The sequence below is a fragment of the Cupriavidus ulmosensis genome, assembly GCF_977008105.1.
Genome location: NZ_CDRMWP010000001.1, coordinates 490,756 through 509,798, shown reverse-complemented (window position 1 = coordinate 509,798; position 19,043 = coordinate 490,756). Strand labels below are relative to the sequence as shown.

At 67.8% G+C, this 19,043-nt stretch carries 17 protein-coding genes; 13 read left to right on the top strand and 4 right to left on the bottom strand.

The window, feature by feature from the left end; genetic code table 11:
• The first annotated feature begins 29 nt into the window (after positions 1 to 29).
• Entirely contained in the window at positions 30 to 2,894 is a 2,865-nt protein-coding gene (gene uvrA / locus ACWTPI_RS02305) for an excinuclease ABC subunit UvrA (RefSeq protein ID WP_059410413.1), read from the top strand.
• Between the two features lie 824 nt (positions 2,895 to 3,718).
• Here uvrA and ACWTPI_RS02300 read toward each other — a convergent pair.
• The 3 genes from ACWTPI_RS02300 to ACWTPI_RS02290 all read right to left on the bottom strand — a co-directional run bounded on the left by ACWTPI_RS02300 (position 3,719) and on the right by ACWTPI_RS02290 (position 6,885).
• Positions 3,719 to 5,398, bottom strand: a complete 1,680-nt coding sequence (locus ACWTPI_RS02300) for a Na/Pi cotransporter family protein (protein ID WP_454730863.1) — start codon at positions 5,396 to 5,398, stop codon at positions 3,719 to 3,721.
• A 259-nt stretch (positions 5,399 to 5,657) separates the two neighbouring features.
• Complete coding sequence (locus ACWTPI_RS02295) at positions 5,658 to 6,272, bottom strand: LysE family translocator (RefSeq protein WP_020202680.1); 615 nt, start codon at positions 6,270 to 6,272, stop codon at positions 5,658 to 5,660.
• A 40-nt stretch (positions 6,273 to 6,312) separates the two neighbouring features.
• Positions 6,313 to 6,885, bottom strand: coding sequence for an adenine phosphoribosyltransferase (locus ACWTPI_RS02290; protein WP_020202679.1), 573 nt, complete (start codon positions 6,883 to 6,885; stop codon positions 6,313 to 6,315).
• A 216-nt stretch (positions 6,886 to 7,101) separates the two neighbouring features.
• Here ACWTPI_RS02290 and ACWTPI_RS02285 point away from each other — a divergent pair, with 216 nt between their 5' ends.
• The gene (locus ACWTPI_RS02285) at positions 7,102 to 7,680 is read left to right on the top strand and encodes a DJ-1/PfpI family protein (RefSeq protein ID WP_020202678.1); all 579 of its coding nucleotides are present in this window, start codon (positions 7,102 to 7,104) and stop codon (positions 7,678 to 7,680) included.
• Between the two features lie 63 nt (positions 7,681 to 7,743).
• Positions 7,744 to 8,136: a ribbon-helix-helix domain-containing protein gene (locus ACWTPI_RS02280; protein WP_020202677.1), complete on the top strand. Its 393-nt coding sequence runs from the start codon at positions 7,744 to 7,746 to the stop codon at positions 8,134 to 8,136.
• A gap of 43 nt (positions 8,137 to 8,179) precedes the next feature.
• On the opposite strand, the gene ACWTPI_RS02275 is transcribed toward ACWTPI_RS02280, so the two are convergent.
• Entirely contained in the window at positions 8,180 to 10,159 is a 1,980-nt protein-coding gene (locus ACWTPI_RS02275; RefSeq protein WP_020202676.1) for a cation:proton antiporter domain-containing protein, read from the bottom strand.
• A 153-nt stretch (positions 10,160 to 10,312) separates the two neighbouring features.
• Between ACWTPI_RS02275 and ACWTPI_RS02270 the strand changes: the two genes are divergently transcribed.
• The 10 genes from ACWTPI_RS02270 to rapZ all read left to right on the top strand — a co-directional run bounded on the left by ACWTPI_RS02270 (position 10,313) and on the right by rapZ (position 19,001).
• Complete coding sequence (locus ACWTPI_RS02270; RefSeq protein WP_029043535.1) at positions 10,313 to 11,296, top strand: KpsF/GutQ family sugar-phosphate isomerase; 984 nt, start codon at positions 10,313 to 10,315, stop codon at positions 11,294 to 11,296.
• A gap of 15 nt (positions 11,297 to 11,311) precedes the next feature.
• Positions 11,312 to 11,944: an LPS export ABC transporter periplasmic protein LptC gene (lptC, locus tag ACWTPI_RS02265; protein ID WP_059410409.1), complete on the top strand. Its 633-nt coding sequence runs from the start codon at positions 11,312 to 11,314 to the stop codon at positions 11,942 to 11,944.
• Positions 11,945 to 12,036: 92 nt separating this feature from the next.
• On the top strand, positions 12,037 to 12,681 hold the full coding sequence (gene lptA, locus ACWTPI_RS02260; protein WP_454730862.1) for a lipopolysaccharide transport periplasmic protein LptA: 645 nt from the start codon (positions 12,037 to 12,039) through the stop codon (positions 12,679 to 12,681).
• 34 nt (positions 12,682 to 12,715) lie between these two features.
• Positions 12,716 to 13,504, top strand: a complete 789-nt coding sequence (gene lptB, locus ACWTPI_RS02255; RefSeq protein WP_020202672.1) for an LPS export ABC transporter ATP-binding protein — start codon at positions 12,716 to 12,718, stop codon at positions 13,502 to 13,504.
• A 133-nt stretch (positions 13,505 to 13,637) separates the two neighbouring features.
• Positions 13,638 to 15,113 (top strand): RNA polymerase factor sigma-54, encoded by a 1,476-nt coding sequence (locus ACWTPI_RS02250; protein ID WP_020202671.1) that lies wholly within the window; start codon positions 13,638 to 13,640, stop codon positions 15,111 to 15,113.
• A 49-nt stretch (positions 15,114 to 15,162) separates the two neighbouring features.
• The gene (gene hpf, locus ACWTPI_RS02245; protein ID WP_020202670.1) at positions 15,163 to 15,513 is read left to right on the top strand and encodes a ribosome hibernation-promoting factor, HPF/YfiA family; all 351 of its coding nucleotides are present in this window, start codon (positions 15,163 to 15,165) and stop codon (positions 15,511 to 15,513) included.
• Positions 15,514 to 15,931: 418 nt separating this feature from the next.
• Entirely contained in the window at positions 15,932 to 16,387 is a 456-nt protein-coding gene (gene ptsN / locus ACWTPI_RS02240) for a PTS IIA-like nitrogen regulatory protein PtsN (protein WP_029043533.1), read from the top strand.
• A gap of 78 nt (positions 16,388 to 16,465) precedes the next feature.
• Positions 16,466 to 17,437, top strand: a complete 972-nt coding sequence (hprK, locus tag ACWTPI_RS02235; protein WP_020202668.1) for an HPr(Ser) kinase/phosphatase — start codon at positions 16,466 to 16,468, stop codon at positions 17,435 to 17,437.
• A 203-nt stretch (positions 17,438 to 17,640) separates the two neighbouring features.
• Positions 17,641 to 17,976: a PsiF family protein gene (locus ACWTPI_RS02230; RefSeq protein WP_020202667.1), complete on the top strand. Its 336-nt coding sequence runs from the start codon at positions 17,641 to 17,643 to the stop codon at positions 17,974 to 17,976.
• A gap of 116 nt (positions 17,977 to 18,092) precedes the next feature.
• The gene (rapZ, locus tag ACWTPI_RS02225) at positions 18,093 to 19,001 is read left to right on the top strand and encodes an RNase adapter RapZ (protein ID WP_020202666.1); all 909 of its coding nucleotides are present in this window, start codon (positions 18,093 to 18,095) and stop codon (positions 18,999 to 19,001) included.
• Positions 19,002 to 19,043: the final 42 nt, after the last annotated feature.

The window sequence follows — 19,043 nt, the reverse complement described above, 5'->3', positions numbered from 1 at the left end:
CGGCCCCGCCTGGCGAAGACAATCGGTATATGGAAGAAATCAGAATCCGTGGTGCCCGTACCCACAACCTGAAGAACATCAATCTCGACCTGCCGCGCAACAAGCTGATCGTGATCACCGGGCTGTCCGGTTCGGGCAAGTCGTCGCTGGCCTTCGACACCCTGTACGCGGAGGGCCAGCGCCGCTACGTGGAGTCGCTGTCGGCCTACGCGCGCCAGTTCCTGCAACTGATGGAGAAGCCCGACGTGGACCTGATCGAGGGCCTGTCGCCCGCGATCTCCATCGAACAGAAGGCAACCAGCCACAACCCCCGCTCCACGGTCGGCACCGTCACCGAGATCCACGACTACCTGCGCCTGCTGTTCGCGCGCGCCGGCACGCCCTACTGCCCCGACCACAACCTGGCGCTGCAGGCGCAGAGCGTGTCGCAGATGGTGGACGCGGCGCTGGCGCTGCCGGAAGACACCAAGCTGATGATCCTGGCGCCGGTGGTGGCCAACCGCAAGGGCGAGCACTCCGACCTGTTCGACACCATGCAGGCGCAGGGTTTCGTGCGTTTCCGCATCCGCTCGGGCGGCGGCACCACGCACGAGGCGCCGGCGGTGGTCTACGAGGTGGACGCGCTGCCCAAGCTGAAGAAGACCGAGAAGCATTCGATCGACGTGGTGGTCGACCGCGTCAAGGTGCGCGCCGACATCAAGCAGCGCCTGGCGGAATCGTTCGAGACCGCGCTGCGGCTGGCCGACGGCCGCGCCGTGGCGCTGGAGATCGACAGCGGCCAGGAGCACGTGTTCAGCTCCAAGTTCGCCTGCCCGATCTGCTCGTACTCGCTGCAGGAGCTCGAGCCGCGCCTGTTCTCGTTCAACAACCCGATGGGCGCCTGCCCGAGCTGCGACGGCCTGGGCCAGATCACCTTCTTCGATCCCAAGCGCGTGGTGGCCTTCCCCAACCTGTCGCTGGCCTCGGGCGCGATCAAGGGCTGGGACCGCCGCAACCAGTTCTACTTCCAGATGCTGCAAAGCCTGGCGGCCTACTACGACTTCGAACTGGAAACGGCCTTCGAGGACCTGCCGGCCGAGGTGCAGGAAGTGGTGCTGCACGGCTCGGGCGAGGTGGAGATCCCGTTCACCTACATGAACGAGCGCGGCCGCACCACGGTGCGCGAGCACGCTTTCGAGGGCATCATCCCCAACCTGGAGCGGCGCTACCGCGAGACCGACTCGGTCGCGGTGCGCGAGGAACTGGCCAAGTACCAGAACAACCAGGCCTGCCCGGCCTGCCACGGCACGCGGCTGCGCACCGAGGCGCGCCACGTCAAGCTCGGCGAGAACGACCAGGCGCGCGCGATCTTCGAGATCAACGGCTGGCCGCTGCGCGACGCGCTGACGTACTTCCTCACGCTCGACATGCACGGCGCCAAGCGCGAGATCGCCGACAAGATCGTCAAGGAAATCACCGCGCGGCTGAACTTCCTCAACAACGTCGGGCTGGACTATCTCTCGCTCGAGCGCAGCGCAGACACGCTCTCGGGCGGCGAGGCGCAGCGCATCCGCCTGGCCTCGCAGATCGGCTCGGGCCTGACCGGCGTGATGTACGTGCTCGACGAGCCGTCGATCGGCCTGCACCAGCGCGACAACGACCGCCTGATCGGCACGCTCAAGCACCTGCGCGACATCGGCAACTCGGTGCTGGTGGTGGAGCACGACGAGGACATGATCCGCGCCAGCGACTACGTGGTCGACATCGGCCCCGGCGCGGGCGTGCACGGCGGCATGATCGTGGCCGAGGGCACGCCGGCGCAGATCGAGCAGTCGCCTAACTCGCTGACCGGGCAGTACATGTCCGGCGCGCGCCGCATCGAGGTGCCGCCCACGCGCACCGCGCCCGACGACGACAAGCTGCTGCGCATCGTCAACGCCACCGGCAACAACCTGCGCAACGTCAGCGCGGAAATCCCGGTGGGCCTGCTGACCTGCGTGACCGGCGTGTCCGGCTCGGGCAAGTCCACGCTGATCAACGACACGCTCTACCACGCGGTGGCGCGCCACCTGTACGGCTCCACGGCGGAGCCCGCGCCGCACGACCGCATCGAGGGGCTGGAACACTTCGACAAGGTCATCAACGTCGACCAGAGCCCGATCGGCCGCACCCCGCGCTCCAACCCCGCCACCTACACCGGCCTGTTCACGCCCATCCGCGAACTGTTCGCCGGCGTGCCCGCCGCCAAGGAACGCGGCTACGACCCGGGCCGCTTCTCGTTCAACGTCAAGGGCGGGCGCTGCGAAGCCTGCCAGGGCGACGGCGTGCTCAAGGTGGAAATGCACTTCCTGCCGGACGTGTACGTGCCGTGCGACGTGTGCCACGGCAAGCGCTACAACCGCGAGACGCTGGAGGTGCTCTACAAGGGCAAGAACATCCACGAAACGCTGGACATGACCGTGGAGCAGGCGCACGAGTTCTTCAGCGCGGTGCCGGTGGTGCGGCGCAAGCTCAAGACGCTGCTCGACGTGGGCCTGGGCTATATCCGCCTGGGGCAGTCCGCCACCACGCTGTCCGGCGGCGAAGCGCAGCGCGTGAAGCTGTCGCTGGAACTGTCCAAGCGCGACACCGGCCGCACGCTCTACATCCTCGACGAGCCCACCACCGGCTTGCATTTCCACGACATCGAACTGCTGCTCAAGGTCATCCACAAGCTGCGCGACCAGGGGAATACGGTGGTCATCATCGAACACAACCTGGACGTCATCAAGACCGCCGACTGGCTGCTCGACATGGGGCCGGAGGGTGGCGCCGGCGGCGGACAGGTGATTGCCAAGGGGACGCCGGAGACGGTGGCGAAGAGTCGGGCTAGTTTTACGGGGAAGTATTTGGCGCCGTTGTTGGCGAAGGGGTGAGGGATCCTTGTCCGGGCTGTTGTGGGCCTTGAGGCTCGGGCGGTTGTTGGTGCTTGAATCCAACGGCCATATGACATCCCCGCTGCGCGGGGCTGCCAGTCACTTTCTTTTGTCTGAAAAGAAAGTAACCAAAGAAAGCAGACCCCTTGCAGGGGGGCTGGGCGCTCAGACCTTATGGTTGGTGGTGGTTTCGTGGTGCGCGCGTTGGCTTCGATGAGACTGCTGACGCTACCGGTTTGCTCGCCTGCGGCGTCGCAAACGAAATTGGATTCGTGGTGGCGCTGCATGATGGCGTTGGTCCAGGCCCTTCGGGCTGCTGCCGCGACCGGGGCGGATGGGCTCGTCATAGAGATGGTGCTGGTTTCGTGGTGGGCGCGGTGGTCCCTATTCGAGCGCGTACCCGCCAACACCCGCGCCCCGGTCCACCACGCCCACCACGAAAACACGAGGGTGCTACGCCGTGACCGCCAAAACCGGTAACGGCAGATGCCCGAACCAGCAGTGCGCCCGTCATCATAGGTCTGACCCCGAAATCAACACCGCCAGTCAGATCGTGGTCGCTCGCACCGGTAACGGCAGGATGCCAGCAGAACCACGAACCCCACGACGAAACCAGCAACCTAAGCAATCCCAACGTTTCTGCCCCTGCCGGCCAGGCAGCCCGCTTTCTTTGCCTACTTTCTTTTCGGGGAAAAGAAAGTAGGTCGCTCCGGGGGAGCGAAAGCCTTTGACTTTGAGGTTGACTTTGACTTTAGGCTTTTGACTTTGACTTTAAGCAGTTGACGTTAGGCAGTTGACGTTAAACCTTCCCCCCCCCATCAACCTCAAACCCCCGCCGACACCACCCCCACCGGCGGCTCCCCATCATCCTCCTTCATCCGGCTCCGATTCAGCACCCCCGCTTCCTCCAGCACCGGATACGCCGTGGCGCAGAACAGCGAATTGAGCCGCTTGAGATTGCTGATGATGTCGAGATGCAGCGAGCTGGTCTCGATGCTCTCCGCGGTCTGCACCGCAATGCGCTGCAGGTGGTTGCGCGCGAACCGGCGCTCCAGTTCGCGGAAGGTGGCTTTCTCGCTCATGAGCTGCTGCGCGCTCTTGAGGTCGCCGGAGAGGAACACCGACAACCCCAGCCGCAGGTTCGCCACCACGCGCGCGTGCATCTGCGCGATTTCCTCCATGCCCGCTTCCGAGAACGCCAGGTTGTGGGCGATCTTCTTCTCGCGCGCGTCGAGCAGGATGCGCTCGATGATGTCGCCGGCATGCTCGAGGTTGATGGTGAGCGAGATGATCTCGGTCCAGCGGCGGCCGTCGCGCTCGTCCAGCGCTTCCAGGCTGATCTGGGTGAGGTAGAGCTTGATCGCGGTGTAGAGGTCGTCGACCTCGTCGTCGATGCGGCAGGTGGCGGTGGCCAGCTTGGCGTCGTTGGTGCGCAGCACGCGCAGCATGTTGTCGAGCATCTGCTCGATGCGGTCGCCGATGCGCAGCACTTCGCGCGCGGCGTTGGACAGCGCCAGCGTGGGCGTGGTCAGCGCCGCGGCGTCGAGGTGGCGCGGCGTGACCTGGCTGTCGCCGGTGTTGCGTCCCGGCAGCACCGCTTCGCACAGGCGCGCGAGCGGGCCGGTGGCGCCCAGCAGCAGCACCGCCAGCGCCACGTTGAAGAGCAGGTGGAAGTTGACCACCAGCCGCTGCGGGTCGGCGTCGAGCAGCGCGAGCAGGCGCTCGGCCTGTCCCAGCAGCGGCAGCGCGATCACGCAGCCGAGCAGGCGCGACAGCAGGTTGCCCAGCGTGACGCGCTTGCCGGGCTGGTTGTTGCCCGAGGTGGTGAGCAGCGCGGAGATGCCGGAGCCGAGATTCGCGCCCAGCACCAGCGCCATCGCCACGTGCAGCGAGACCACGCCGGCCGAGGCCAGCGCGCCGCAGAACAGCACCACCGCCAGGCTGGAATAGCACAGGATGGTGAGGAAGGCGCCGACCAGCATGTCCAGCGTGGGGTCGCCGGTCAGCGTGCCGAACAGCACCTTGACGCCGGCGGCCTGCACCACCGGCCGGGTGGCGATGGAGATCAGCTCGAGCGCCAGCGTGATGAGCCCCAGGCCGATCAGCACGCGGCCGACGTGGCCGGGCTTGTTGCCCTTCCAGCTCAGGTGCAGGATCACGCCGACGAAGATCAGCAGCGGCGACAGCCACGACAGGTCCAGCGAGAACACCTGCACCATCACCGCGGTGCCCACGTTGGCGCCCAGCATGATGGCCAGCGCCGGCGCCACGGCGATCAGGCCCTGGCCGACGAAGGAGCTGACGATCACCGCGGTGGCGTTGCTGCTCTGTACCAGCCCGGTCACGCCGAGGCCGGCGGCGAACGCCGTGAAGCGGTTGGCGATGCTGGAGGAGAGCACGTGGCGCAGGTTGGCGCCGTACACGCGCAGGATGCCGACCTTGACGATGTTGGTGCCCCACACCAGCAGCGCCACGCCGGAAAGCAAATGAAGTAGAACGCCCATGGTCTGCCCTTCTGTGACCGGTACCGCCGTTGCGAGGGCAGATGCAGGAGCCGGAAGACGCGGGGCCGGACGCGGGGCCGGGCGCGGCGCTGATGCCGGAGCTGATGCAAATGCCGGCGCAAGGTGCCGCCCGGCCATCGTATCGTTGTCAAGAGGGCATTATGCGCCGCCACGCATGGGCGGGCAACGCCGCGGACGGGGGGCGGACAGGGCGTGGGCACGCGGCGCAACGCGGCGGCGCCGGGCCGCCCGCGCGCGTTCAGGCCGGCAGCGCGACCTTGACGCCGAGCGCCACGAAGATGGCGCCGGCCACGCGGTCGAGCCAGCGGCCCGCGCGCGGCCGGTGCCGGAGCCAGTCGCCCAGCACGCCCGCGAACAGCCCGAACAGCGAGAACACCACCGCCGTCTGCAGCATGAAGACCAGGCCCAGCAGCAGCATCTGCCAGCCCGCGTGGGCGGCGTCGGCGCGCACGAACTGCGGCAGGAACACCAGGAAGAACAACGTCACCTTGGGGTTCATCAGGTTGGCCAGCACGCTCTGGCGGAACACCCGCGCCAGCGGCACCGCCGGCGCGTCGGCGCCCCGGCCGAGCGCGCCGCGCGAGCGCAGCGCCTGGATGCCGATCCAGATCAGGTAGGCCGCGCCGGCGAACTTGATGCACTGGAACGCCAGCGGCGAGGAGCGCAGCACCGCCGCCAGCCCGACCGCGGCCACCACGGTGTGGAACAGGCAGCCCGAGGCGAAGCCGAGCGCCGCCACCACGCCGGCGCGGCGCCCCTGCGCCATGCCGCGCGCCAGCACCTGGAGGTTGTCGGGCCCGGGCGCCAGCGTGATGGCGACCGAGGTGACGAGGAACAGCAGCAGATCCGGCATGGCAGAGGCTCCGGTGATTGATTCAGGCGCGCGCCCGGCTTCAGTGCCCGTCGAAGCGGCACACGGTAAACAGCGGCAGCCCGCTGTCGAGCAGGTGGCGCGAGCCGCCCAGTTCGGGCAGGTCGACGATGGCCGCGCCCTCCACCACGGTGGCGCCCAGGCGCTCGAGCAGCTTGCGCCCGGCCATCATGGTGCCGCCGGTGGCGATCAGGTCGTCGATCAGCAGCACGCGGTCGCCGGGCTTGCAGGCGTCGGCGTGGATCTCGACGGTGGCGCTGCCGTATTCGAGCTCGTATTCCTCGGACACGGTCTGGAACGGCAGCTTGCCCTTCTTGCGGATCGGCACGAAGCCGAGGTTGAGCTCGTAGGCGACGATCGCGCCGAGGATGAAGCCGCGCGCGTCGATGCCGGCGACCAGGTCCAGGCGGGCGTCCATGTAGCGGTGGACGAAGACGTCGATCAGCACGCGCAGGGTCTTGGGGTCCTGCAGCAGCGGGGTGATGTCGCGGAACATCACGCCGGGCTGCGGCCAGTCGGGCACGGTGCGGATCCGCTCGCGCAGGTATTCGGTGACGTGGCCGAGGGCGGACGACTGGATGGTGGTATTGGGCATGGGAACTCGTTGGTGCGGCCTGCCGGCCCGGCAGGCCGGCCGCGGTGGCCGGATGCCGGAGGGGTGCGGAACAGGCTGCGGGACAGGATGCGGTAATGGGTTACTACCCGGGCGGCCGCGAACGGCAACACAATGGGCTCGCGCCGGGCGGGCCGGGCGCGCGGTCCGTCCGCGCGTGCGCCCCGCCGGGCACCCGTAACCATACAGGAGACCGCGATGGCAAAAAAGATCTTGATGCTGGTCGGCGACTACGCCGAGGACTACGAAACGATGGTGCCGTTCCAGGCGCTCCAGATGGTCGGCCACACGGTGCACGCGGTCTGCCCGGACAAGAAGGCCGGCGCGAGCTGCGCGACCGCCATCCATGACTTCGAGGGCGACCAGACCTACAGCGAGAAACGCGGCCACAACTTCGCGCTCAACGCGACCTTCGCCGAGGTCGATCCCGCCGCCTACGATGCGCTGGTGATCCCGGGCGGGCGCGCCCCCGAATACCTGCGCCTGAACGAGCGCGTGCTGGAGATCGTGCGCCACTTCGCCGGCGCCGGCAAGCCGATCGCCGCGGTCTGCCACGGCGCGCAACTGCTGGCCGCCGCGGGCGTGCTGGAAGGACGCACCTGCTCGGCCTACCCGGCCTGCGCGCCGGAAGTGCGGCTGGCCGGCGGCAAGTACGCCGACATCCCGGTGGACCAGGCCCATACCGACGGCAACCTCGTGACCGCCCCGGCATGGCCGGCGCACCCGGCCTGGCTGGCGCAGTTCCTTGCGGTGCTGGGCACCCGGATCGTACATTAGAGGCTGCCGGAGGCGGCCCGCGTGCTTGCGTTGCCCGCCGGCCGCGCCGAACGGGAGTCTCCCATGTGCGAAATCTTCATCCGGGCCAATCCGGAGTCGTATCTGTGCCAGTCGCGCTCGCTGCGGCTGCATGGCGTGGCCACCAGCATCCGCCTGGAAAGCCTGTTCTGGGAAGTGCTGGAAACGCTGGCCCGGCGCGACGCCATGAGCGTGGGCCAGCTGATCACGCGGCTGCACGACGAACTGGTGGCCTACCGGGGCGAGGCGGCCAATTTCACGTCCTTCCTGCGCGTGTGCTGCCTGCGCTACCTGATGCTGCAGGGCGAGGGCCGCATCCCGGCCGACCCGCTGGTGCCGATCCGCTCGCTCGACGCGCGCTCGGTGCTCGAAGGCCTGCCGCCGTCGTGGGCCGACGGCGCGGCGAGCGCCACGGCCGCGCCGCGCGCGGCGGCCTGACGGTAGCCTGACCGCGATCCGCGCATTTGCCTGACGGCGGGCATCAGCCCGTCAGCATGCGTTTTTCCGCCGCTTCCAGCGCCTCGGGCTGGCCGCGCAGGACCACGATGTCGCCCGGCTCCAGCACGGTCTCGGGCTGCGGGTCGAACGCGCGGATGCCGCGCCGGCGCACCGCCGTCACCTCCACGCCGATGCGCTCCAGCCCGAGCGTGCCGAGGCTGCGCCCGAGCGCGGTGGCGTCCGGCCCGAGCGAGACCGAGCACAGCCGCACCGACTCGCGCTCCACCATGTCCTCGTCGTCGTCGCGGCCGTGGAAGTAGCCGCGCAGCAGGCTGTAGCGCGCGTCGCGCGCCTGCTGCACGCCGCGCACCACGCGCCGCATCGGCACGCCCAGCAGCACCAGCGCGTGCGAGGCCAGCATCAGGCTGCCTTCGATGATCTCCGGCACCACCTCGGTGGCGCCGGCCTTCTGCAGCACGCCGAGTTCCGAGTCGTCCACCGTGCGCACGATCACCGGCAGCGCCGGCGCGAGCTCCTGCACGTGGTGCAGCACCTTGAGCGCCGACGGCGTGTTGGCGTAGGTGATGATGACCGCCGCGGCGCGGTGCAGGCCGGCGGCGATCAGCGCCTCGCGCCGGCCCGCGTCGCCGTACACCACGGTGTCGCCGGCGCCGGCGGCCTCGCGCACGCGGTCGGGGTCGAGGTCGAGCGCCACGTAGGTGATGCCCTCGCGCTCCAGCATGCGCGCGAGGTTCTGCCCGCTGCGGCCGAAGCCGCAGATGATGGCGTGCTTCTCGGTCTGCAGGCTCTGCACGGCGATGCGCGTCATGTTCAGCGACTGCATCAGCCATTCGTTGGCGGCGAAGCGCAGCACGATGGCGTCGCTGTACTGGATCAGGAACGGCGCGGCCAGCATGGAGAGCAGCATCGAGGCCAGGATGACCTGGGTCAGCACCGGGTCCACCAGGTTGAGGCCGTCGATCTGGTTGAGCAGCACGAAGCCGAACTCGCCGGCCTGCGCCAGCCCCAGCCCGGTGCGGATCGCCACGCCCTGGCGCGAGCCGAACAGGCGCGCCAGCCCGGCGATCAGCAGCAGCTTGAACAGGATCGGCACCACCAGCAGCGCCAGCACCAGCCACAGGTGGTCCAGCACCACGTGGATGTTGAGCAGCATGCCGATGGTGACGAAGAACAGCCCCAGCAGCACGTCGCGGAACGGCTTGATGTCTTCCTCCACCTGGTGGCGGTAGGGCGTCTCGGAGATCAGCATGCCGGCCATGAAGGCGCCCAGCGCCATCGACAGCCCGAGCCGCTCGGTCAGCGCCGCCATGCCCAGCGTGACCAGCAGCAGGTTGAGCATGAACAGTTCCTGCGAGCGGCGCGCGGCCACCACGTGGAACCACCGGCTCATCACTTTCTGGCCGAGGAAGAAGATCACGCTCAGCGCCACCGCGATCTTCACCGTGGCCAGCACCAGCGCCATGACCAGATCGCCGGGGTCGCGCGACAGCGCCGGAATCACGATCAGCAGCGGCACCACGGCCAGGTCCTGGAACAGCAGGATGCTGATGATGTTGCGCCCGTGCTCGCTTTCCAGCTCGAGGCGCTCGGACAGCATCTTGGAGACGATGGCCGTGGACGACATCGCCAGCGCCCCGCCGAGCGCCACCGAGGCCTGCCAGGACAGCGGGAAGGCCCAGTTGAACAGCCAGCTCGCCGGCACCACCGCCAGCATCGACAGCACCACCTGCGAGCCGCCCAGGCCGAACACCTGGCGCTTCATGGCCTTGAGCTTGCCCAGGCTGAACTCCAGCCCGATCGAGAACATCAGGAAGACCACGCCGAATTCGGCCAGGTATTTGGTCTGCGCGGTATCGCTGGCCAGCCCGAGCGCGTGCGGCCCGATCAGGATGCCGACCGCCAGGTAGCCCAGCATCGGCGGCAATTGCAGCATGCGGAAAGCGACCACGCCAAACACGGCGGCGGCCAGCAGCACGAGAGTCAGGTCCAGCGGAGAATGCATCGAAAGGGGTCTGGGTGCGCCGTCCCGCGCCAGGGCCAGGCCCGGCGCGGGCGGCCCTGCCGGCGGGTTGCGGCAGGCGCGGCAGCCGCAACGGCCGCCCCGATCCCCGGAACAGCCAAAGCGCCATCGCATTCGTTGGTATACTTCGTCGCCATGATAGCTAATTTCAATGCGGATCGAGCACTTCGGCTCGCCCGCGACACGCTCCAGACCGAAGCCGAAGCCGTTGCCGCCCTCGCGGGCCGCCTGGACGGCGAGTTCGCGCGCGCCGTCGAGCTCACGCTCGGGTGCACCGGCCGGGTGGTGGTGTCGGGCATGGGCAAGTCCGGGCACATCGGGCGCAAGGTGGCGGCCACGCTGGCCTCGACCGGCACGCCCTCGTTCTTCGTGCACCCCGCCGAGGCCAGCCACGGCGACCTCGGCATGGTCACGCGCGACGACGTGCTGATCGCCTTCTCCAATTCCGGCGAGACCGCCGAGCTGCTGTCGATCGTCCCGATCGTCAAGCGCATCGGCGCCAAGCTGATCTCGGTGACGGGCAATCCGGAATCGGCGCTGGCCAAGCTGGCCGACGCCCACCTCAATGCCGGCGTCGAGAAGGAAGCCTGCCCGCTCAACCTGGCGCCGACCGCGAGCACCACCGCCGCGCTGGCGATGGGCGACGCGCTGGCGGTGGCGGTGCTGGACGCGCGCGGCTTCGGCGAGGAAGACTTCGCCCGCTCGCACCCGGGCGGCGCGCTCGGGCGCAAGCTGCTCACGCACGTGCGCGACGTCATGCGCAGCGGCAACGCCGTGCCCAAGGTACGCGAAAACACGCCGCTGGCCCAGGCGCTGATGGAAATCACCCGCAAGGGCATGGCCATGACCGCCGTGGTGGACCCGGACGAGCGCCTGATCGGCGTGTTCACCGACGGCGACCTGCGCCGCCTGCTGGAGACGCCGCGCGACTGGAAGACCATGCCGATCAGCGAGGTCATGCACCGCTCGCCCCACGCCGTGGGCCCGGACCAGCTCGCCGTGGAAGCGGTGCAGGTGATGGAGGCCAACCGCATCAACCAGATGCTGGTGGTCGACGCCGACGGCCGCCTGGTGGGCGCGCTGCACATCCACGACCTGACCCGCGCCAAGGTCATCTGAGGCCGGCCACGACACATGCGGGAATTCCTGTCCTCCCTCGGCCGGCTCGGCATGCGGCTGCTGCCCCTGCTGCTGATGGCGCTGGTGGCCGGCAGCACGTTCTGGCTGGTGCAGGTCAATTCGCCGCGCGAGGCGCCCGCCGGGCCGGTCGGCGCCAAACACGAGCCGGACTACTACATGGTCCGCTTCTCGGCCACCGAGCTGGCCGAGGACGGCAACACCAAGATGCGCTTCACCGGCGACAAGATGATCCACTTCGCCGACGACCAGACCTACGAAGTGACCAGGCCGGCCATGCGCGCCTACGAGATCGGCCGCCCGCCGGTCACGGGCCATGCCGACCGCGGCACCATGAACGCCGAGGGCTCGGTGGTGGACCTGTTCGGCAACGCCCTGATCGTGCGCGCGCAGGGGCCCGACCCGTCCAAGGACCCACCCATGACGGCCGCCTCCGAGTATTTCCAGGTGCTGGTCAACGACGACATCGTCAAGACCGACAAGGCCGTCAAGCTCACGCGCGGGCCTTCCGTGATGACCGCCAACGGGCTCGTCTTCAACAACGTCACCCGCGAAGTACAATTGCTGGGTAACGTACACGGCACCATCATCACGGTCCCGCCGCCGGCCAGCCCCGCGGCCAGGCCGTGAGCAGGGCCTGACGTGGCCCCACCCGGAAACCGCCAGAGAAACGAAGCCGCCCGCGGGCCACAGCCGTCCGCGCCAACCGCCACCACGCCAATATGAATCCATTCCTGACGACATCGTCCTGTCGCCGCCGCGGCACGGCTGCCCTGATGACGGCCGCGGCCCTCCTCGGCCTGGCGCTGGTCGCGCCGGCCCGCGCCGAGAAGGCCGACCGCGACAAGCCGCTAGTGCTGGAGGCCGACAACGCCAGCTACGACGACGTCAAGCAGGTGTACGTACTGACCGGCAACGTGGTGCTGACCAAGGGCACGATGGTGCTGAAGTCGGACGCGGCGGAAGTGCGCACCGACCCCGAGGGCTACCAGTACGCGGTGGCCACCTCCAAGGGCGGCAAGCAGGCCTACATCCGCCAGAAGCGCGACAACGTCGATGAATACATCGACGGCTGGGGCGACCGCATCGAGTCCGACGGCAAGCAGGACCTGTCCAAGCTGATCGGCCACGCCCGCATGGCGCGCCTGGCCGGCGCCAAGCTGATCGACGAGATCCGCGGCGCGGTGATCACCTACGACAGCCGCAACGAGTTCTACACGGCCACCGGCGGCACCGACAACGCCACCGCGGGCAGCCCGTCAGGGCGCGTGCGCGCGGTGCTGTCGCCGCGCCAGGAGCAGCCCGCCAGCGGCGCCGCCGCCAGCGCGCTGCCGCTCAAGCCCGCGCCGGCCCCCGCCGCCCCCTGACCCCGCCGCAGCCGACCCACGGATTCACGCCTTCATGACCGCTACCTTGACCGAACCGTCGTCCGCGACCAACGTCCTGACCGAAAGCAGCACGCTCGTCGTGCGCCACCTGAAGAAGCGCTACGGCTCGCGCACGGTGGTCAAGGACGTGTCGCTCGACGTGAAGAGCGGCGAGGTGGTGGGCCTGCTCGGCCCCAACGGCGCGGGCAAGACCACCTCGTTCTACATGATCGTCGGGCTGGTGGCGCTGGACGAGGGCGACATCGTGCTCGACGACAAGCACATCAGCGGCCTGGCCATCCACGAGCGCGCCCGCATGGGCCTGTCCTACCTGCCGCAGGAAGCGTCGGTGTTCCGCAAGCTCAACGTGCAGGAGAACATCCGCGCCGTGCTGGAATTGCAGGTCCACGACGGCAAGCCGCTGGCCAAGGCCGAGATCGAGCGGCGCCTGGACACCCTGCTCGACGACCTGCAGATCGCCCACCTGCGCGACAACCCGGCGCTGTCGCTGTCGGGCGGCGAGCGCCGCCGCGTGGAAATCGCGCGCGCGCTGGCCTCCGCGCCGCGCTTCATCCTGCTCGACGAGCCGTTCGCCGGCGTGGACCCGATCGCGGTGGGCGAGATCCAGCGCATCGTCAGCTTCCTCAAGGCGCGCAACATCGGCGTGCTGATCACCGACCACAACGTGCGCGAGACCCTGGGCATCTGCGACCACGCCTACATCATCAGCGAAGGCACGGTGCTGGCGTCCGGACAGCCGGAAGACATCATCGCCAATGAGTCGGTGCGCAAGGTCTACCTGGGCGAGAACTTCCGCATGTAGCCGCGGGAGGGGCACGCGGGGACACCCGCGAGGCGGCGTTCATGCCGCCTTTCGCCCCGCAAACGATCACGGCGACGCCAGCGATAGCAATTTCCGTTCCACCAGTACGGAAGTTGGGCATAAAATAGCTCGCATGAAACCGTCGCTACAGCTCCGCCTCTCGCAACATCTCGCGCTCACGCCGCAACTCCAGCAGTCGATCCGCCTGCTGCAACTGTCCACGCTCGAACTGCAGCAGGAAGTGGAACAGGCCCTGACCGAGAATCCGCTGCTCGAACGCGAGAACGACTGGATCGAAAGCCCGCTGCGCGTGGCCGCCGACGGCTCGGTCAACCTGCAGAGCGCGCCCGCGCCGGCCCCCGCCGACGGCCAGGGCACCAGCGAGAACCGCGCCGACGGCGCCGCCGACAGCGAGGACAGCTACAGCGACAGCGGCGAGGACTACGGCAACGACTGGAGCCTGGACGACTTCGCCCGCCGCCCGCAAGGCGACGAGGACGAAAAGACCCCGATGCAGTTGCGCGACGCGGAGCCCACGCTGCGCGAGCACCTGATGGAGCAGCTCGCCCCGCTGAAGATCTCCATGCGCGACAAGGGCCTGGCCATCTTCCTGATCGAGTCGCTCGACGACGACGGCTACCTGAGCGCCTCGCTCGAGGAAATCTGCACGGAACTGCCCGAGGAGCTCGAATTCGAGCTCGACGAGGTGCACGCCATCCTCACGCTGCTGCAGAGCTTCGACCCCGCCGGCGTGGGCGCGCGCAACGCCGCCGAATGCCTGGCGCTGCAGCTGCGCCGGCTCAAGCATCCGCAGCGCGAGCTGGCCCTGACCATCGTCACCAGCCATCTCGAACTGCTCGCGGTGCGCGACTACACGCGCCTGAAGAAGGCGCTGCAGGTCGACGAGGCCGACCTCAAGGCCGCGCACGAGCTGATCCGCTCGCTCGCGCCCTACCCCGGCCATGCCTACAGCCGCCCCGAGGCCGACTTCGTCGTGCCCGACGTGTTCGTGCGGAAAATGAGCGGCGGCTGGATCGCGCAGCTCAACCCGGATGTGATGCCGCGGCTACGCATCAACGACATGTACGCGCAGATCCTGCGCGGCGCAAAAGGCGACTCCGGCGCGGCCGGGCTGCAGCAGAAGCTGCAGGAAGCGCGCTGGCTCATCAAGAATATCCAGCAGCGCTTCGACACCATATTGCGCGTCGCACAAGCGATTGTCGAACGTCAAAAGAACTTCTTCACCCACGGGGAAATTGCGATGCGCCCCTTGGTTTTGCGGGAGATTGCCGATACACTGGGTTTACACGAGTCCACCATCTCTCGGGTGACAACCAATAAATACATGGCAACGCCGATGGGGACTTTCGAGCTGAAGTACTTCTTCGGCAGTCACGTATCCACGGAAACCGGCGGCGCGGCCTCATCAACGGCAATCAGGGCGTTGATCAAGCAACTCATAGGAGCCGAAGACCCCAGGAACCCCCTGTCGGACAGCAGGATCGCCGAACTGCTCGGCGAGCAAGGCTTCGTGGTGGCCCGGCGAACCGTGGCCAAATACCGTGAAGCGCTGAAAATCCCTGCCGTCAATCTCCGCAAGACTTTGTAGCCGAGCCGCACCGCCTGCCTGGTGTGGCTCTTTCAGAAGGAGAAACGCTATGAACTTCAAGATCAGTGGACACCACTTGGACATCACGCCCCCGCTGCGTGAGTACGTGGAAACGAAACTGGAGCGTATCGTCAGGCATTTCGATCAAGTCATTGGCGTAAGCGTGCTGCTCTCTGTCGACAATACAAAAGAAAAGGACCGGCGGCAGTATGCGGAAATCAATCTACATCTCAAGGGCAAGGACATCTTTGTCGAGGCGCATCACGAAGACCTGTATGCCGCCATCGACGCACTGGTCGACAAGCTCGACCGGCAGGTGATTCGCCACAAGGATCGCGTGCAGAGCCACGACCGCGACGCGGTCAAGTACCAGATGGCCGCATCGCAGATGCAGCAATGACCGTGCCTGGCGGCCCGCCAAGGGGGCCGCCGGTGTCAGTCCCTTGAACCAGAACAAGCCGCGCCCGTTGCGCGGCTTTTTTGCGCCGTCCGCTTTCGTGTCCACCCTCGCGCCGGCGGCCGTTGCGCAATGCCACAAGGGGATTCCGCAACGCCCCGCCGCCGGTGTATGCTGCGCAATACATGAACGGTGGTTCAGCGATTCCGGGCATGCGCGCGGCACCGCTTCCGCGCACGGGCTATTGCGATGCACAAGGCGGGGGCGGGCCTGCTCTATAATGGCCAGACGCCCGACACCGGCATGGGACAACCGGTGCAATGCGGGTATGAGCCGGCACCAGCCTTTTCATCCCCTTTTTGCCTGGCGCGCCCCCCTGCCGGCCCCGGGCCTGCTTACTAGAAAAACCTGCGCATTCCACATGAATCGTTTGGCTAAATTGCTGCCACCCGGCAACATCAACCTCGACGTCAGCGTCACCAGCAAGAAGCGGGTGTTCGAACAGGCCGGGCTCCTCTTCGAGAACAACCACGGCGTAGCGCGCGCCACCGTGACCGACAACCTGTTTGCCCGCGAATCGCTGGGCTCGACCGGCCTCGGCGCCGGCGTGGCCATTCCGCACGGCCGCATCAAGGGCCTGAAGCAGCCGCTGGCCGGCTTCATGCGCCTGGCCGAGCCGATCCCGTTCGAGTCGCCGGACGGCAAGCCGGTATCGCTGCTGATCTTCCTGCTGGTGCCCGAGCAGGCCACCCAGCAACACCTGGAAATCCTCTCCGAGATCGCCCAGCTGCTGTCCGACCGCGAGATGCGCGAAGGACTCGCCACCCTGCCCACTTCCGATGCCGTGCACCAGTTGCTGACGCAATGGCATCCCTGATCCGCCTGGGCAGCCGCCACCCGGCACGCCGGGCGACGGCCCGCCCGGCCTGAAAGCCCGTCCCCCGAAAGTAGCCGCATGGAACTCACTGGCGTCACCTCGCAGTCGATCTTCGACGACAACGCAGCCGACATCAAACTCTCCTGGGTTGCTGGGCTGGAAGGCGCGGACCGCGCCTTCGACGTCGAGTTCGCGCGCGAAGCCACCTCCGCCGCCGACCTCGTCGGCCACCTGAACCTGATCCACCCGAACCGGATCCAGGTGCTCGGCAAGCCGGAGATCACCTACTACCAGCGCCTCGACGACGAGATGCGCAAGCGCCAGATGGGCGAGCTGATCCTGCTCGAGCCGCCGTTCCTGGTGATCGCCGACGGCATGGAGCCGCCGCCCGACCTGGAACTGCGCTGCACGCGCTCGTCCACGCCGCTGTTCACCACGCCGGTGTCCTCGGCCGCGGTGATCGACCACCTGCGACTCTATCTCTCGCGGATCTCCGCGCCGCGCGTGACCATGCACGGCGTGTTCCTCGACATCCTCGGCATGGGCGTGCTGATCATGGGCGAGTCGGGCCTGGGCAAGAGCGAGCTCGGCCTGGAACTGATCTCGCGCGGACACGGGCTGGTGGCCGACGACGCGGTGGACTTCGTGCGCCTGGGGCCGGACTTCATCGAAGGCCGCTGCCCGCCGCTGCTGCAGAACCTGCTCGAGGTGCGCGGACTGGGCCTGCTCGACATCAAGACCATCTTCGGCGAGACCGCGGTGCGCCGGAAGATGAAGATGAAGCTGGTGGTGCAGCTCGTGCGCCGCAACGACGGCGAGTTCGAGCGCCTGCCGCTCGATTCGCAATACCTCGACGTGCTCGGCCTGCCGATCCACATGGTCAAGATCCAGGTGGCGGCCGGCCGCAACCTCGCCGTGCTGGTCGAGGCCGCCGTGCGCAACACCATCCTGCGCCTGCGCGGCATCGACACGCTGCGCGACTTCATGGACCGCCAGCGCGCGGCGATGCAGGCCGACGTGGTCGCGCGCGGCCAGGGCCGGCTGCTCTGAAGCGCCGGGAGCGCGGGCGCGCGCGCGCAGAAAGCGCGCCCGCCCCGCGCGGTTTTTCATTTGCTTACATTGCTTGCGGGTCCAGGCCGTCAACGGCTTTGGGACATCGTCCGTTTTGTGCTGTAATGGGCATCGAGCCCACCCCGAGCCGCCGCGCCGACAGGCCGGCGGCCATGACGTTTTCCACAGCCAGGAGAGCAAGCATGAAGAAGATGATCGCGATGTGCGCGCTGGTAGCCCCGCTGTTCGCCAGCGTGGCGTTTGCCCAGACGGCTGCGGCCCCCGCCGCACCCGCCGCCCCCGCGGCGGCACCCGCAGCCGCCAACACCCAGCAGGACAAGATGAAGGCCTGCAACACCCAGGCTTCCGGCAAGAAGGGCGACGAGCGCAAGACCTTCATGAAGGGCTGCCTGTCGAACAAGCCGGCGGCGGCGCCCGGCAACAGCCAGCAGGAAAAGATGAAGGCGTGCAACAAGGACGCCACCGGCAAGAAGGGCGACGAGCGCAAGGCCTTCATGAAGGATTGCCTGTCCAAGTAAAAGGGCCGCCCTTGCGGCAAGGCACGCAGTCGAATGGCGAACCCCGGTTCGCCATTTTTCTTGGCGCCCGCGCCGTCATGACGGCGTCATTCCCCTGATGTTATGCTTGTGACGCTATGCGCATCATACTTATCACCGGAATTTCCGGCTCCGGCAAGTCGGTCGCCCTGAACGTACTGGAAGACGCGGGCTACTACTGCGTCGACAACCTGCCAGCGCAGTTCATCCCCGAGCTGGCGCGCTATCTCGCGTCCCAGGGCTACACGCATTTGGGCGTCGCCACCGACATCCGCAGCCGCGAATCGCTCGACCAGCTGCCGGGCACGCTGCGCGACCTCGCGGCCGAGCACCAGGTCCGCGTGGTGTTCCTGACCGCCAATACCGACGCGCTGGTGCAGCGCTACTCGGAGACGCGGCGGCGCCACCCGCTGTCCATGCGCACGGAGAAACCCGGCGCGGCCGGCGAGAACAATGCAGACAATGTCGCCGCTGCCGCGCCGCTCAACGACACCTCGCTGGTCGAGGCGATCGAGATGGAGCGCGAGCTGCTCAGCCCGCTGGCCGAGGCCGCGCACCGCATCGACACCAGCAACGTGCGCACCAACACGCTGCGCGCCTGGATCAAGGAATTCGTGCGCGAAGACGGCCTGCAGCTCACGCTGCTGTTCGAGTCGTTCGGCTTCAAGCACGGCGTGCCCAGCGACGCGGACATGGTGTTCGACGTGCGCTCGCTGCCCAACCCGTACTACGACCTCGCCCTGCGCCCGCTGACCGGGCGCGACGCGCCGGTGATCGACTTCCTGCAGAGCCAGCCGATGGTGCTGGCGATGGCCGAGGACATCCGCGCCTACGTCGAAAAGTGGCTGCCGAGTTTCATCGCCGACAACCGCAGCTACCTGACCGTGGCCATCGGCTGCACCGGCGGCCAGCACCGTTCGGTCTACATCGCCGAAAGACTTGCCAACTATTTCCGCGCGCATGGTAATGTGCTGGTGAGACACCGCGAGCTCGCGCCGGGCGGCTGATACACGCTGCCGCGCCCGCCTTCGCGGCCCGGCCCCGGCAGC

Excerpts from the sequence above, each read along its gene's own strand:
- ACWTPI_RS02290 (WP_020202679.1), bottom strand. The coding sequence starts at position 6,885 with ATGCCCAATACCACCATCCAGTCGTCCGCCCTCGGCCACGTCACCGAA.
- ACWTPI_RS02295 (WP_020202680.1), bottom strand. The coding sequence starts at position 6,272 with ATGCCGGATCTGCTGCTGTTCCTCGTCACCTCGGTCGCCATCACGCTG.
- lptC (WP_059410409.1), top strand. The coding sequence starts at position 11,312 with ATGCGGGAATTCCTGTCCTCCCTCGGCCGGCTCGGCATGCGGCTGCTG.
- ACWTPI_RS02230 (WP_020202667.1), top strand. The coding sequence starts at position 17,641 with ATGAAGAAGATGATCGCGATGTGCGCGCTGGTAGCCCCGCTGTTCGCC.
- rapZ (WP_020202666.1), top strand. The coding sequence starts at position 18,093 with ATGCGCATCATACTTATCACCGGAATTTCCGGCTCCGGCAAGTCGGTC.
- hpf (WP_020202670.1), top strand. The coding sequence starts at position 15,163 with ATGAACTTCAAGATCAGTGGACACCACTTGGACATCACGCCCCCGCTG.
- uvrA (WP_059410413.1), top strand. The coding sequence starts at position 30 with ATGGAAGAAATCAGAATCCGTGGTGCCCGTACCCACAACCTGAAGAAC.
- ptsN (WP_029043533.1), top strand. The coding sequence starts at position 15,932 with ATGAATCGTTTGGCTAAATTGCTGCCACCCGGCAACATCAACCTCGAC.
- lptA (WP_454730862.1), top strand. The coding sequence starts at position 12,037 with ATGAATCCATTCCTGACGACATCGTCCTGTCGCCGCCGCGGCACGGCT.
- lptB (WP_020202672.1), top strand. The coding sequence starts at position 12,716 with ATGACCGCTACCTTGACCGAACCGTCGTCCGCGACCAACGTCCTGACC.
- ACWTPI_RS02280 (WP_020202677.1), top strand. The coding sequence starts at position 7,744 with ATGTGCGAAATCTTCATCCGGGCCAATCCGGAGTCGTATCTGTGCCAG.
- ACWTPI_RS02300 (WP_454730863.1), bottom strand. The coding sequence starts at position 5,398 with ATGGGCGTTCTACTTCATTTGCTTTCCGGCGTGGCGCTGCTGGTGTGG.
- ACWTPI_RS02250 (WP_020202671.1), top strand. The coding sequence starts at position 13,638 with ATGAAACCGTCGCTACAGCTCCGCCTCTCGCAACATCTCGCGCTCACG.
- ACWTPI_RS02270 (WP_029043535.1), top strand. The coding sequence starts at position 10,313 with ATGATAGCTAATTTCAATGCGGATCGAGCACTTCGGCTCGCCCGCGAC.
- ACWTPI_RS02275 (WP_020202676.1), bottom strand. The coding sequence starts at position 10,159 with ATGCATTCTCCGCTGGACCTGACTCTCGTGCTGCTGGCCGCCGCCGTG.
- ACWTPI_RS02285 (WP_020202678.1), top strand. The coding sequence starts at position 7,102 with ATGGCAAAAAAGATCTTGATGCTGGTCGGCGACTACGCCGAGGACTAC.
- hprK (WP_020202668.1), top strand. The coding sequence starts at position 16,466 with ATGGAACTCACTGGCGTCACCTCGCAGTCGATCTTCGACGACAACGCA.